Annotated in this window: 14 protein-coding genes and 1 other RNA gene; 6 read left to right on the top strand and 9 right to left on the bottom strand. The window is 73.2% G+C overall.

Features of this window, described 5'->3' with window-relative positions; translation table 11 throughout:
• The 5 genes from ACE3UN_RS15600 to ffs all read right to left on the bottom strand — a co-directional run.
• Positions 1–1,173: efflux RND transporter periplasmic adaptor subunit (locus ACE3UN_RS15600; protein WP_374675895.1), on the bottom strand; the 1,173-nt coding region annotated here is incomplete at its 3' end.
• Positions 1,170–1,670 carry a MarR family winged helix-turn-helix transcriptional regulator gene (locus ACE3UN_RS15595; protein ID WP_374675894.1) on the bottom strand — a complete coding sequence of 167 codons (501 nt, stop codon included), beginning with the start codon at positions 1,668–1,670 and terminating at the stop codon, positions 1,170–1,172. The genes ACE3UN_RS15595 and ACE3UN_RS15600, both read right to left, overlap by 4 nt.
• A 100-nt stretch (positions 1,671–1,770) precedes the next feature.
• Complete coding sequence (locus ACE3UN_RS15590) at positions 1,771–3,561, bottom strand: diguanylate cyclase (RefSeq protein ID WP_374675893.1); 1,791 nt, start codon at positions 3,559–3,561, stop codon at positions 1,771–1,773.
• 50 nt (positions 3,562–3,611) lie between these two features.
• A complete protein-coding gene (locus ACE3UN_RS15585; protein WP_374675892.1) occupies positions 3,612–3,830 on the bottom strand; it encodes a DUF3606 domain-containing protein in 219 nt (72 codons plus the stop codon).
• A gap of 35 nt (positions 3,831–3,865) precedes the next feature.
• Positions 3,866–3,962: signal recognition particle sRNA small type (ffs, locus tag ACE3UN_RS15580), an RNA gene on the bottom strand.
• Between the two features lie 112 nt (positions 3,963–4,074).
• Here ffs and ACE3UN_RS15575 point away from each other — a divergent pair.
• Positions 4,075–4,362, top strand: a complete 288-nt coding sequence (locus tag ACE3UN_RS15575; protein WP_374675891.1) for a hypothetical protein — start codon at positions 4,075–4,077, stop codon at positions 4,360–4,362.
• A 19-nt stretch (positions 4,363–4,381) separates the two neighbouring features.
• On the opposite strand, the gene ACE3UN_RS15570 is transcribed toward ACE3UN_RS15575, so the two are convergent.
• Positions 4,382–5,503, bottom strand: a complete 1,122-nt coding sequence (locus ACE3UN_RS15570) for an AIR synthase-related protein (RefSeq protein ID WP_374675890.1) — start codon at positions 5,501–5,503, stop codon at positions 4,382–4,384.
• A gap of 68 nt (positions 5,504–5,571) precedes the next feature.
• Between ACE3UN_RS15570 and dnaX the strand changes: the two genes are divergently transcribed.
• From dnaX to recR, 3 genes are read left to right on the top strand one after another with little or no spacing between them, the layout of a single operon-like run.
• A complete protein-coding gene (gene dnaX, locus ACE3UN_RS15565) occupies positions 5,572–7,551 on the top strand; it encodes a DNA polymerase III subunit gamma/tau (RefSeq protein ID WP_374675889.1) in 1,980 nt (659 codons plus the stop codon).
• 33 nt (positions 7,552–7,584) lie between these two features.
• Positions 7,585–7,911 (top strand): YbaB/EbfC family nucleoid-associated protein, encoded by a 327-nt coding sequence (locus ACE3UN_RS15560; RefSeq protein WP_374675888.1) that lies wholly within the window; start codon positions 7,585–7,587, stop codon positions 7,909–7,911.
• A 23-nt stretch (positions 7,912–7,934) separates the two neighbouring features.
• A complete protein-coding gene (gene recR / locus ACE3UN_RS15555) occupies positions 7,935–8,522 on the top strand; it encodes a recombination mediator RecR (protein WP_374675887.1) in 588 nt (195 codons plus the stop codon).
• Positions 8,523–8,584: 62 nt separating this feature from the next.
• Here the strand turns inward: recR and ACE3UN_RS15550 are convergent, their stop codons facing one another.
• Together ACE3UN_RS15550 and gloB are read right to left on the bottom strand one after the other, a co-directional pair.
• Positions 8,585–10,312 carry a transglycosylase SLT domain-containing protein gene (locus ACE3UN_RS15550; protein WP_374675886.1) on the bottom strand — a complete coding sequence of 576 codons (1,728 nt, stop codon included), beginning with the start codon at positions 10,310–10,312 and terminating at the stop codon, positions 8,585–8,587.
• A complete protein-coding gene (gene gloB, locus ACE3UN_RS15545) occupies positions 10,312–11,082 on the bottom strand; it encodes a hydroxyacylglutathione hydrolase (RefSeq protein ID WP_374675885.1) in 771 nt (256 codons plus the stop codon). Before gloB ends, ACE3UN_RS15550 begins: the two co-directional genes overlap by 1 nt.
• On the opposite strand from gloB, the gene ACE3UN_RS15540 reads away from it, so the two are divergent.
• Both ACE3UN_RS15540 and rnhA read left to right on the top strand, forming a co-directional pair.
• Positions 11,081–11,911 carry a class I SAM-dependent methyltransferase gene (locus tag ACE3UN_RS15540; protein WP_374675884.1) on the top strand — a complete coding sequence of 277 codons (831 nt, stop codon included), beginning with the start codon at positions 11,081–11,083 and terminating at the stop codon, positions 11,909–11,911. The genes gloB and ACE3UN_RS15540 overlap by 2 nt on opposite strands.
• Positions 11,904–12,353: a ribonuclease HI gene (rnhA, locus tag ACE3UN_RS15535; RefSeq protein ID WP_374675883.1), complete on the top strand. Its 450-nt coding sequence runs from the start codon at positions 11,904–11,906 to the stop codon at positions 12,351–12,353. The genes ACE3UN_RS15540 and rnhA overlap by 8 nt, the downstream gene beginning before the upstream one ends.
• A gap of 268 nt (positions 12,354–12,621) precedes the next feature.
• Here the strand turns inward: rnhA and moaA are convergent, their stop codons facing one another.
• Positions 12,622–13,740, bottom strand: coding sequence for a GTP 3',8-cyclase MoaA (gene moaA / locus ACE3UN_RS15530; protein ID WP_374675882.1), 1,119 nt, complete (start codon positions 13,738–13,740; stop codon positions 12,622–12,624).
• Positions 13,741–13,800 lie beyond the last annotated feature (60 nt).

The raw sequence follows: 13,800 nt of genomic DNA, 5'->3' as shown, positions 1-13,800 counted from the left end.
CGCGGTCGTGGCGCCACGACCGCGTTCCGCGAGGGGCGCCCCGGGGCGCAGGTTCTGCCGGCCATCGAGCACCACGCGCTCACCGGGCTGCACGCCCTCGACCGCGGCATCGGCCCCTTCGGCATGCAGCACCTTCACCGGCCGCGATTGCGCCTGCCCGTCGACGGCCACGTAGACCACCGGTCCCCGTGCGGCCTCGATCACCGCGGCCTGGGGAATCACCACCGCACCGGCCAGCGAACGGGCCTGCATGCGCACGTGGACGAACGCCCCCGGCCACAGGCGGGTGCCGGGGTTCGGGAACACCGCCTTGGCCTTGACGGTGCCCGAGGCCGCGTCCACCTGGCTGTCCACGAACTGCAGCCGGCCCTGCACCGGTGCGCTGCCCGCGTCGGGCAACGTGGCCGTGACCGGCGCGCCACCCCCCGGCAGCGCGGCCAGGGCATCGGCCAGGTGCCGCTGGGGCAGGCTGAACGACACGGCCACGGGATCCAGCTGGGTGATCGTGGTCAGGGCGGTCTGGCCGCTCAGCACCGCGGTGCCGGGGAACACCGGCACCAGGCCGACCCGCCCCGAGCCGGGGGCGGTGATGCGGGCGTGGGACAGCGCCACCCGGGCCGCCGCCAGCGCGGCGCGGTCGGACTGCACCAGGGCGGCCTGGGCGTCCACGTTGGCCTGCGCCGCGTCGACCGAGCCCTGGGAGACAAAACCCTGCGCCAGCAGCTCGCGGGCGCGGGCCAGCTGGCGCTGCGCGTCCGCCAGCGAGGCCTCGTCCCGCGTCACCTGCGCCGCCGCCTTGGCCACGTTGGCCTGCTCGGTGCGGTCGTCGAGCGTGAACAGCAGGTCGCCGGCGCGCACGAACTGGCCCTCGCGCACATGCACGCGCTGCACCACGCCGCTCATCTGGGGCTTCACGTCCACGGCGGACAGGGGCGTGACGGTGCCCGTGGCCTGCAGGCTGACCGGCAGGTCCTGCCGGCGGGCGGCGACCGTGGTGACGCTGACGGCCGGGCCGGTGGCCGCACCGGAGGCCGCGGGGGACGAGGCGGCTGGGCCGTTGCCGCCCTGGCCGCCGCCACAGGCGGCCAGCACGGCGGTGCTCAGGCACACCGCCAGCCGCGACCGGGCGCCGCGTGACGGGAAGGAAGGGAAAGGCGGTTCGGTCCGTCTCATGCGGTGCGTGAGGAGGGGGGTGGAGCGGAGGGCGCGGCGGTCGGCGCGACCGGCCGCCCGAAGAGCTGGCGCAGCAGCAGCAGGCCCGCGTGCAGGGTGCGCAGGTCGTCGGCGCTGCGCGGTGACAGCCACAGGGCAAGCTCGGCGTGGGCGCCGCGGCGGATGGTGTCGAGCTGGTCCCGGCCCGCCGGGGTGAGCTCCAGGGCGCTGCGCCGCCGGTCGTCCGTCGCCGTGCCGGGCGCCACGGCGCCGGCCTTGACCAGGCGATCCACCATGGCCGAGGCCGTGGGCAGGCTCACGCCCAGGAAGCGGGCCACGGCGCCCACGGAACTGCCGGGGTGCAGGCCGATGTAGTTGAGGCAGCGGAACTGCGGCACCGAGAGCTGGTCGCCCACATGGGCGCGCATCGCCAGCCGCAGGGCGTCCATGGCCCCCGGCACCGCGTCCAGGAACGCGGAGGCAACGGAATCAGCGTCGGGGACCGGGAAGGCGGGCATTGCTTAGCTCAGCTAACCAAGCCGCGGAGCGTAACACCGGGTTTCAGCACCCGGCGGGTAGGAGGGTTCTCTTTACCCCCCGCAACACGCAGGGCCCGGCTCAGGCCGCCACGCCCACCCGGTTGCGGCCCTCGCGCTTGGCGGCCAGCAGCCGGTCGTCGGCCGCTTTCAGCAGGGCGTCGGGCGAGTCGGCGGCCAGCCGCGTGTCCGCCACGCCCGCGGAGAAGCTGAGCCCCTGCACCTGTTGCCCGGACAGGTCGAACGCCTGCAGCCGCCAGCGCCGCAGCAACGACTGCACCTTGCGGCGCGCGCCCGCGGCGTCGGTGCGCGGCATGAGCAGGCAGAACTCCTCCCCGCCGTAGCGGCAGGCCACGTCGCTGCGGCGGCAGTGGCCGGACAGCAGCTCGCCGAAGGCCGCCAGCAGCTGGTCGCCGGCGATGTGGCCATGCTCGTCGTTGATGCGCTTGAAGTGGTCCAGGTCGATGATGGCCAGCGCCATGGGCTGGCCGTCACGCGTGGCCAGCGCGAACAGGGTGGGCAGGGCGTCGTTCAGGTGTCGGCGGTTGAACAGCCCCGTCAGCGGGTCGTGCGTGGCCTGCTCGATCAGCGCCTGCTGCAGCGCCTTGACCTGGGCCACCTGGCGGCGCAGCTCGGCGTTGGCGGTGGCGAGCTCCTCGCGCGCGGCCTCGAGCCGCCGGCGGTGGGCATCGTGCCGGTCCAGGCGCTGCTGCAGGCGGATCACCTCGCTCTGCAGGGCCGCCGCCTGGTAGCGCGCGCGCGACGCCAACTGGGACTGCAGGCGCTGGAGCCGCTGCTGCTGGCGCAGGGCGTGCAAGGATTCGGCCACGTGGCCGGCCGCTTCCTGGGCCTCGGACAGCACACCGAAGAACTGGGCGCGCACGCGCACGCTGCCCCCGCTGCGCAGGTCGTCGGCCGCGTCGGCCACCATCGGCAGCAGGCCTTGCAGCGCGTCCGCGGGGCGACGGTCCGCCAGGGCCAGCAGTGCCGTCGCGCAGGCGCGCTCCAGCCGCTCGTCGGCTTGCACCGCATCGCCCAGGGTCCAGGCGCGCGCGACGAGGTCGCGGCCCATGGCCGGCTGGCCGGCGCGCAGCGCGGCGATCGCCAGCGTCTCGTGGTGCGGCGACATGCGGCCGCGGCCCGTAGGGTCGGTGGGCAGGGCGAGCAGGGCCGCGATGTCGGGCAGGCTCTCGCCGGCTCGACCGAGCTCGGTCAGGGCGATGACCCGGTTGATCCAGAGCACGCTGGTCAGCCGTGCGTTCTTCAGCGCCTGGCCGCGCGCCAGGCCTTGGCTCACATGGAGCAGGGCATGCTCGTAGTCGCCGATCTGCAGCAGCTCGTGCGAGAGGTTGCAGTGCAGCACCACGTCGAACCCGCCGCCGGTGTGACTGCCGGTGTCGCGCAGGGCCTCGAACATGTAGGCGAAGGCCTGGGCCGATTCACCCAGCGCCGAGTAGCAGCCGGCAATGGTGTTCAGCAGCACGCCGCGCTGGTCGGGCCGCAGCACCCGAAGGCCTTCGTCGCGCAGGGGCAGCACGTGCGCTAGCGCGCGCGGGGCGTCCCCCTGGCGCCACATGGCGCGGGCCTGGCCGGCCTGGCAGAGGATGCGCCCGGCGGCGTCGCCGCCGCGGGCGAAGTGGGCCTCGGCGCGGGCCAGCTCCTGTGCGGCCTCGGCGGCCGTGGCGTAATAGAGCAGGTGGAACCCGCTCGCGAGCCGGGCCCAGCCGAGCGCGGCGTCGTCGCCCCGGCGCTCCGCGTCGACCAGGGCCCGCTCGGCCAGCTCGCGCGACTGCGCCGAATCCGCATGCAGCAGATCCCAGGCCTTCTGGGCGAGGCGCCAGGCAGACGAGGCGGACATGCGTGGCGTGGCCATGCCAGCGATTATCGGCGCCAGCATCTGCGCCAGGATGACAGCCGGCGGACTCAACCGGCGGACTGGTCGGCGCCCATGCCGCCCTGGCCGAGGTATTCCTTGACGCGGTCGATGCGCGTGCCGACTTCCTGCACCGCGTTCACGAGGGCCTCGTCGGTGGTGCCAAGCGCTTTTGCCCAGCGGTCGACCGAGGCCTTGTCGTCGATGTCGACGTGCTCTCGGGAGTGGGGGTCTTCCGCGGCGTCGCGGGCATGGGCGGCTGTGTTCATGGCCGCCATGGGCAAACGGAATGCCCGGAATGGGGGGTGACGAGCCTGACCCCGGCACTGGTCACAACGGTTAGGGCTGCTTGGTTCCCCACCTGACCCGGTTGGCCGCGCTTCCATGCGAGGAGGCCCGTCGAGGCGCATTGTAAGCGAGCGCCCTGGCCGCGCGGGCGCAGGGACAACTGTTTACCGTCTGGTGGCGCAGGGATCGTTATGCTGCGCGCCGATCTACCTTTCAGGAGCGTGCATGCCCGTGGCCCCCACCCACCACCGTCGCCCGATCGTCCGCCTGGCCGCCGCCGGCCTCGCCATGGCGCTGCTGTCTGCCGTGCCCGCCCGCGCCGGGCAACCCCACATGGAGGAGGCCCTGGCCCACCTGCAGCAGGCCCGCGCGGCGCTGATGCGCGCGAGCTCCGACAAGGGCGGCAACCGCGCCGACGCGCTGCGCGCCGTGGACAAGGCGATCGCCGAGGTGCAGCGCGGCATGGCCTATGACCAGCGGCACCAGTCCTTCAAGGAATCGTACCGCCGCTGAACGGCCGGGAGCCGGCCGTTCAGCGCAGCTGCAGGTCGTCGTCGCCGAAGCGGATGCCCAGCGGTTCGATCAGCAACTGCTTGTCGCCGTCTTCCACGCGCCCGGCCACCAGGGCCTCCACACCCTGGCTGCGGGCGATGTCGACCGTGCGCTGGGCGTCATCGGCCGCCACGAAGAGGGCGAAGCCCGCACCCATGTTGAGGGTGGAATAGGCCTCACGATCGTCCTGCTGCGCATGGCGCTGCATGAACGACAGCACCGGTGGCACGGCGGGCAACGCGTCGATGCGGTAGGTGAGCGCTTTCGGGTGACGTAGCAGCTTGCGCCAGCCGTGCCCCGTGATGTTGGCGCAGTAGTGCATCGTCACGCCCGCCTTGGCCAGCGCCTCGGTGACCGGGCTGTACAGCGTCGTCGGCGCCAGCAGGGCCTCGCCGTAGCTCAGGCCCGGTGCCACCTCGGTGAGGTAGCCCTCGGGCAGGCGCTCGACCAGCTTGCGGGCCAGGCTCAGGCCGTTCGCATGGATGCCGCTGGACGCCAGCAGCACGATGGCGTCGCCCGCGCCGAGCGCGTCACCCACGGACAGGCGGCTCTTGGGGCTGATGATGCCGGTGCACGACGCGGCCAGGTCGATGCGACCCGGCTCCACGATGCCGGCGAGCGCGGGCGTCTCGCCGCCGCCCCAGGCCACGCCGCAGGTGTCGCAGGCGCGCTTCCAGCCCTCGACCAGGGCCTGGGCGCGTTGGGCATCGGCGAACCAGTCGCTGCCACCGGCGGCCCAGTAGGCCTGCACCACGAGCGGGGTCGCGCCCACGGTGATCAGGTCGTTCACCGCCATCGCGATGGTGTCCTGGGCGATGCCGGCGTAGTACGAGCGGCCGGTCAGCGCCTTCATCTCGTCGGCCACCAGGGCCTTGGAGCCCAGGCACTCGACGATGCTGGCGAGGTAGAAGGGCCCCACGTCCACCACGTAGGCCGATTCGCCGCGGGAGGCCGGCACCTCGCTGAAGCCGTGTCCGGCGAGGTGGCCGGCGGTGGCCGCGGCCGAGCGCTGGGCGGCCACCTTCAGGGGATCGATCAGGTCGTAGTTGACGCCGGCCTGTTCGTAGCTCAGCGTGCCGGTGGAAGCGGGGGTGGAACTCATGGGGCGGGATTATCCGCCACGGGGTCGCCGGCACAGGCGACGCCGGGGGCGCCCGTAGAATGCCGCGCATGAGCTATGTGGTCCTGGCGCGCAAGTACCGTTCGCGCAACTTCGAGGAGATGGTGGGCCAGGACCATGTGGTGCGGGCCCTCACGCATGCGCTCGAACAGCAGCGGCTGCACCACGCCTACCTCTTCACCGGCACCCGCGGCATCGGCAAGACCACCGTGTCGCGCATCCTTGCCAAGTGCCTCAACTGCACGGGGACCGACGGCACCGGTGGCATCACGGCCACGCCGTGTGGCGTGTGCACGGCGTGCCGCGAGATCGACGCCGACCGCTACATCGACTACACCGAGCTCGACGCCGCCAGCAACCGCGGCATCGACGAGGCCCGCGACCTGATCGAACGCGCGTCCTACAAGCCCAGCGTGGGCCGCTTCAAGGTCTTCATGATCGACGAGGCACACCAGCTCACCAAGGACGCGTTCAACGCGCTGCTGAAGACGCTGGAGGAGCCGCCGGAGTACCTGAAGTTCGTGCTGGCCACGACGGACCCGGAGAAGATGCTGCCCACGGTGCTGAGCCGCTGCCTTCAGTTCAACCTGCGGCCGATGGCGCCCCAGACCGTGGCCGACCACCTGCGCGACGTGCTCGGGCGCGAGCAGATCGCGGCCGACGACGGCGCGCTGCGCCTGCTGTCGCGTGCGGCGCGGGGCTCCATGCGCGACGCGCTGTCGCTCACCGACCAGGCCATCGCCTACGGCGGCGGCCGGCTGGAGGAGGCCGCCGTGCGCGCCATGCTCGGTACGGTGGACCGCCGGCATGCGCAGCGCCTCATCGAATCGCTGGCCGCGCGCGATGGCCGGGCGGTGCTCGAGCAGGCCGAGGCGCTGCGCAGCCAGGGGCTGTCGGCGCCGGGCACGCTGGAGGAGATGGCGCGCCTGCTGCAGCACATGGCGGTCGAGCAGGCGGTGCCCGGCGCGCTGGACGCCGCCGATCCCGACACCGAGGCGCCGCGCCTGCTGGCGCCGCAGCTGGCGCCGGACGAGACGCAACTGCTCTACAGCATGGTGCTGCAGGGACGCGCCGAGCTGAGCCTGGCGCCGGACGAGTACGCGGGCCTGGTGATGGTGCTGCTGCGCTTCCTGGCCTTCCCGCCCGCAGGCGGCGCAGCGGCCCGCCCGCCGGCCGCGGCGGCGCCCGGCTCTGCCGCGGGGCCGGCGGGGACGGCGTCGGCGCCGTCCCCGTCCGCGGCGCTGCAGGCGCGCCGCGTCGAGCGCACCAGCGCGCCGGTCGACACGCCGGCCCGGGCCCGCGCCGCGGCGACCGACCACCCGCGCCCGGTTCCGCCCGTGGCCGCCGAGCGCGCCACACTGGCCGTGGTGGCCACTTCATCGGACGATGGCCCGCCCCCCTGGATGGACGAGGCGCCGCCCTGGGCCGACGAGGCGCCCGCGGCGCCGGCCCCCACCGCCGCGCGTCCCGCGGTCGGCGAGGGCAGTGCGGCGGGCCCGGCCGCCGCCGTGCAGGCGGCTGTGCCGGCGGCCTCGGTACACCGTCCGGTCCCCCCCGCCCCCGCCCCGGAGCCGTCGCCTGCCGCCCCGCCCGCGCCTGTGGCCCCGGTCGCCTCGTTGCGGCGCACGCCGCTGGGCGACCGCTGGGCCGAGCTGGTCGCCGCGCTGGTGGCCGGCAACGCCATCCAGGCACTGGTGCGGGAGCTGGCCATGCAGGCCGAACTGGCCGCCGTGGACCCGGCCGGCGAGGGCGGCGAAGTCTGGCGCCTGGTGGTCGAGCGAGAGACCTTGCGTGCCCCTGGCCTGGCAGACAAGCTCCAGGCGGCCCTGCGCACCCGGCTCGACGCCACGCTCCGTCTGGAAGTGGTGGCCGGCGTGCCGGCCGATTCGCCCGCCCGGCGCGACGCCGAGGCGGCCGCGGAGCGGCAGCGACAGGCCGAGCAGATCATCCACGACGACCCCCTGGTTCAGGCCGTGCTGTCGCAGTTTGCGACCGCCCGCATCGTGCCCGGTTCCATCCGGCCGGCCTGACCCCTCCACTCCCTACCCGAAGGAACACCGACCATGATGAAGGGTCAACTCGCCGGCCTGATGAAGCAGGCCCAGGCCATGCAGGACAACCTGCGCAAGGCACAGGAAGAACTCGCGCTGATCGAGGTCGAAGGCCAATCGGGCGCGGGCCTGGTGAAGGTGGTCATGACCTGCAAGAACGACGTCAAGCGCGTGACCATCGACCCCAGCCTGCTGGCCGATGACAAGGACATGCTCGAGGATCTCGTGGCCGCCGCGTTCAACGACGCCGTGCGCCGCGCCGAGACGACCACCCAGGAGAAGATGTCCAAGATCACGGCCGGCATGCCGCTGCCGCCGGGCATGAAGATGCCGTTCTGACAGGCGGCTCGCGCGCGACTGCCATGGCAACAGGCCATCTGGAGGCGCTGGTCGACGCGTTGCGGCGCCTGCCTGGCGTGGGGGTGAAGTCGGCGCAGCGCATGGCCTTCCACCTCCTGCAGCACGACCGCCACGGTGCCCAGCAGCTGGCGCGTGCACTTGACGAGGCGGTGGCCCACGTGCGCCACTGCAGCCGCTGCCATACCTTCACCGACGACGAGGTGTGCGCCATCTGCCGCGACCCGTCGCGCGACGGCCGCCTGCTGTGCGTGGTGGAGTCGCCCGCCGACCAGGCGGCGCTGGAGCGCACCGGCAGCTACCGCGGCTGCTACTACGTGCTGATGGGCCGCATCAGCCCGCTCGACGGCCTGGCAGCCAGCGCACTGGGCGTGCCGGGCCTCATCGGACGCGCCACCGACGGCACCGTGGAGGAGGTCATCGTGGCCACCAGCTTCACGGCCGAAGGCGAGGCCACCGCCCATGTGCTGGCCGAGACACTGCGCCCGCGCGGCCTGAAGGTCACGCGGCTCGCGCGCGGCGTGCCCGCGGGCAGTGAGCTGGAGTACGTGGACCTGTCCACCATCGCCCACGCGCTGGTGGACCGGCGCTGAGGCTGCCCCACGGCTGCCTCACGGCCCCACCGGGGCCGCCTGGGCGCGTCAGAGGCGGCGCCTCATTGCCGCGTCATGCGCACCGGCGCTGCCTTGGGCGACGCCGAGGCGCGTGAGACGGGGCGGGACGCCGGGCGCGACGCGCTGCCGCCGCGCGCCGCGTCGGCCACCTTGGTACGGCTGGCCTTGCTGCTGGCTTGCCGGGTGGATGCCTTCTTCGGTGTCGCCTTGGCGTTCGCCGCGGCCACCCGGGTGCCCTTGGCGCCGCGCCCGGCGACCGCCGTGGAGGCCTTGCGGCTCGGCTGGTACACCACGATGCTGGCGCCGGGCTTGAAGCGGCCACCGGCGCTCACGTCGTTCCACTGCGCCACCTGGCGCGCGGAGACGTTGTAGCGCCGGGCCACCGAGGCCACGGTCTCGCCCTTCTTGCCCGCGCGCAGCGTCAGCCGGCGCAGTGCGGGCGCATCCGGGGCCAGCGCGATCATGGCGTGGTCGGCCAGTTCCTCCGACACGTCCTGCTCGTGCCGGCTGTGGCGGGGCACCAGCAGCGTCGAGCCGGCCTTGACCAGCATGCGCGGCGGAATGCGGTTGACGTCGCGCAGCGCGTCTTCGCTCATGCCGACCTGCCGGGCCGCGTCGGCCGGCCGCATCGTGCGCGGCGTCACCCAGGCGGTCCAGGTGGCCAGCGGGCCCTTGTGCTGGGACAGGTTCTGCACGAAGCGGTTGGCGTTGTCGTAGGGCAGCAGGATCTGCTCGGTGCCGGCCGCCAGGATGACCGGCTTGTTCATCTGCGGGTTGAGGTGCCGGAACTCGTCCAGCGGCACCTCGGCCAGGTGCACCGCCATGCTGACGTCGATGTCGCGCTCGATGGGCACGCTCAGGAAGTACGGGTGGTTGCGCAGCTCGGGCAGCGCGAGTGCGAACGCATCGGGACGCGCGACGATGTTCTTCACCGCCTGTAGCTTGGGCACGTAGTAGCGCGTCTCCGCGGGCATGCGCAGGCTCTCGTAGTCGGTGGGCAGGCCGGCCTTCTGGTTGCGGGCGATCGCACGCTGGACGTTGCCTTCGCCCCAGTTGTAGGCGGCCAGCGCCAGATGCCAGTCGCCGAACATGCGGTGCAGGCGGCCGAGGTAGTCCAGCGCGGCCCGGGTGGACGCCAGCACGTTGCGCCGGTCGTCGCGGAACACGTTCTGCGTCAGGTCGTAGTCCTTGCCCGTCGACGGAATGAACTGCCACATGCCCGAGGCCTTGGCCACGGATTGCGCCTGCGGGTTGAAGGCGCTCTCGATGAACGGCAGCAAGGCGAGCTCCATCGGCATGCCGCGCTTGTCCAGCTCCTCGACCACGTGGAAGAGATAGCGGCTGCCCCGCTGCGTCATGCGTTGCACGTAATCGGGCCGTGACGCGTACCAGCGCTCACGGTCGCGCACCAGCTCACTGTCGAGGTCCGGCATCGCGAAGCCGGCGCGCACGCGTTCCCACAGGTCCACCTTGGCGCGGTCGTCGTACAGGTCCACCGGGCGGTCAGGCTGCATCGGGTCCACCGGCGTGGCCACGAAGCGCTCGTCGTCGGCTGCCGCGGGCGCGGAGGCCGCCGCCGACGCCACCGGGGCGGGCGCCACGACGTGCTCGGCCACGACCGTCGACGGTGCGGGCGCGGCCGCGGCCGGCTCGCCCGCCGGCGGCAGGGTGGTGGCGCAGCCGGCCAGCCAGGCGGCCAGGCCCAGGGCCAGCCAGCGGACGAGGGGGCGGGCGGACAAGGCAGCAGTCGGGGCAGGGGTGGGGGTCATCAATGCTGGTTCTTCCATTCGCGCAGGGCGGCGAACACGCTCACCGGGTCGGTGGCCTGGGCGCCGTGGGCCCGCGCCGACGCCACGAGAGCGGGCTCATCACAGCGCAGGAAAGGGTTGATGCGCCGCTCGAGCGCCAGGCTCGAGGGCAGGGTGGACAGCCCCTGTGCGCGCAATTGCTGGCAGCGCGCCTGGTGGGCCGGGATGTCGGGGTTGGACGGGTCCGCATCGCGCGCGAAGCGCAGGTTGGACAGCGTGTACTCGTGGGCGCAACAGACGCGGGTGTCGCCGGGCAGCGCCGCCAGGCGCTGCAGCGACGCCTGCATCTGCGCCGGCGTGCCTTCGAAGAGGCGGCCGCAACCGGCGGAGAACAGCGTGTCGCCACAAAACAGCAGCGGCCCGCCGGGGGCCGCTGGGGCGTGGTAGGCGATGTGGCCGGCCGTGTGGCCCGGCACATCGATCACCTCGAACTCGATGCCCTGCCATCGCACCGCGTCGCCGCCGGTGTGGCGGACGACCGGGTCCACCGGCATCGGCTCGCGGGCCGGACCGTGGACCGGTCCGTCGAGGCGGGGCTGCAGGGCCGCGAGGCCGCCGACGTGATCGGGGTGGTGGTGCGTCACTAGAATGGCCGTGAGCGCCAGGCCCAGTCGGTCGAGCGCCTCATTCACCGGCAGGGCATCGCCTGGATCCACCACGAGGGCCTCGCGGCCATCGTGCAGCATCCAGATGTAGTTGTCGGCGAAGGCGGGCAGGGCGACGAGATCCATGACGCAAAGCGAGTCGATTATAGAGTTGGGCCTCTGGCTGCGAACGCCCCCCGGCCGGTACCTGCTGGCATGGGAGCAGGAGCGGCTGGACGAGGCCGTGGCCGACCTCTTCGGCTTCCATGCCGTGCAGGTCGGCTTGCCCGAGATGGACGCGCTGCGCTGCAACCGCATGCCGCACCGCTGGGTGGCCAGCGACACGCTGGAGCTGCCTGCGCCCCTCGAGGTCCCTTGTGCCGAGGAGGCGCCGGGCCGCGGACCGGCGGCGGTGGCGCTGCACTGCGAGCCGGACGCCTTGCCGTTCGCGGACCAGTCGCTCGACCTCGTCGTGCTGCCGCACACGCTGGAGCAGGCGGCCGACCCGCACCAGACCCTGGCGGAGGTGGCGCGGGTGCTGCGCCCCGAGGGCCGGGTGGTCATCGTCGGCCTCAATCCCGTGAGCCTGTGGGGCGTCCGGCAGCGGCTGGGCCATGCCCGACTGCGCCTGGCGGGCGGGCCGCGCAGCCTGTTCCTGCCGCGCGCGGGCGAGTTCATCGGCTACTGGCGCGCGCGCGACTGGCTGCGGCTGCTCGGCTTCCAGGTGGAGGCCGGGCGTTTCGGCTGCTGGCGGCCACCCGTGGCGTCGGAGCGCTGGCTGCAGCGCTTCGCCTGGATGGACCGGGTCGGCTCGCACTGGTGGCCGGTGTTCGGCGCCGTCTATTGCCTCGTGGCCGTCAAGCGGGTGCGCGGCATGCGGCTCATCGGCCTGGCGCGGCAGGAGCGGATCGCCCCCAAGGTGGCACCGGTGCTCAACCGGCACATGCACATGACAACCGAGGACACACGTGAATGACGCGACGACCGCAGTGACGGTCTATACCGATGGCGCCTGCAAGGGCAACCCCGGCCCCGGCGGGTGGGGCGCCTGGCTCAGCAGCGGCGGCCATGAGAAGGAACTGTTCGGCGGCGAGCGCCTGACCACCAACAACCGGATGGAGCTGACCGCCGTGATCGAGGCCCTCGCCAGCCTCAAGCGCCGCTGCCGGGTGGCCGTGTACACCGACAGCGAGTACGTGAAGAACGGCATCACCACCTGGATCCACAACTGGAAACGGCGAGGCTGGCGTACCGCCGACAACAAGCCGGTCAAGAACGCCGAGCTGTGGGAGCGCCTGGATGCCCTCGTGCAACAGCACGACGTCGCCTGGCATTGGGTGCGCGGCCACACCGGCGACCCCGGCAACGAACGCGCCGACGCCCTCGCCAACAAGGGCGTCACCTCCATCCTGCGCTGAGCCCGCGCGCAGCCCGCCGCCATGCGCGCGCAGCGCGCCCGCAGGGCGCCGCTGCCTCCCAAGGCGTGCGCGGATCCGGCTCCGCCGGTCCGCTGCGCGAGCCCCCTCGGGGGGCAACAAGGCCATCGAGCGTCGAGGCATCACTTCCCCCGCAGCGCGCCCGCAGGGCGCCGCTGCCTCCCAGGGCGTGCGCGGATCCGGCTCCGCCGGTCCGCTGCGCGAGCCCCCTCGGGGGGCAGCCCCCCGGCAGGGGGGCGTGGGGGCCCCATCACCCCCCGATGTAGTGCATCTCCACGCGGCGTTCGCCCGCCTGCGGCGCGGCGGCCGAGCCGCGCAGCTCGGAGTACCGGTCCTCGCGACCGCCCCACACCTGCGCGATGGCGGTGGTGATGTCGGCGTCGGTGGCGCCGCCCCGCAGCAGCGAGCGCAGGTCGTGCCCCTGGCTGGCGAACAGGCAGAGGAACAGCTGGCCCTCGGTGGACAGCCGCGCACGGTTGCAGTCGTGGCAGAAGGCCTGCGTGACGCTCGAGATGAGCCCGATCTCGCCGCGGCCGTCGTCGTAGCCCCAGCGCTGTGCCGTCTCGCCGGGCGCGGCGGATTCCAGCGCGTGCAGCGGCCACGCCTGTTGCAGCCGGCCCAGCACCTGGGACGAGGGCACCACGTCGTCCATGCGCCAGCCGTTGGTGGCGCCCACGTCCATGAACTCGATGAAGCGCAGCACCGCGGCGCAGCCATAGCGGTCGCGGAAGTGGCTCGCCATCGGCACGATCTCGTGGTCGTTGACCCCGCGCTTGACGACCATGTTCACCTTCACCGGGCCGAGCCCGGCCGCGAGCGCCGCGTCGATGCCGGCGAGCACGTCGGCCACGGGGAAGCCCACGTCGTTCATGCGCTGGAAGATGGCGTCGTCCAGCGCGTCCAGGCTCACCGTCACGCGGCGCAGCCCGGCCGCCTTCAGCGCGGCGGCCTTGCGCCGCAGCAGCGAGCCGTTGGTCGTGAGCGTGAGGTCCAGTTCCTCGCCGTCAGGCGCGCGCAGGCCGGACAGCATGGCGACCAGGTCCTCCACGTTCTTGCGCAGCAGCGGCTCGCCGCCGGTCAGGCGCAGCTTGCGCACACCGTGGGCGGTGAACAGCCGGGCCAGGCGGGTGATCTCCTCGAAGCTCAGCAGCGCGCTGTGCGGCAGGAACGCGTGCCGGTTGTCGAACACCTCCTTGGGCATGCAGTAGCTGCAGCGGAAGTTGCACCGGTCGGTGACGGAGATGCGCAGGTCACGCAAGGGGCGGCCGCGCGCGTCCGCCAGCAGGCCGGTGGCCGCGATCGGCGCGGCGGGGCGAGCCATGGCGGCGCCCCGGCGCCAGTCGGTGAGGGGGATGACACGTTCGCCCATGGCCTGCGATTGTGCCGTTGCCTGGTGCGCCGACCCCGCGCGGGGTCAAGCCAGGTGCCC

This window comes from Ideonella sp. (genome assembly GCF_041918995.1).
Taxonomy (GTDB): Bacteria; Pseudomonadota; Gammaproteobacteria; order Burkholderiales; family Burkholderiaceae_C; genus Ideonella.
Note: the sequence above shows the minus strand (reverse complement) of the source record. Positions and strands in the feature narration are given on the sequence as shown.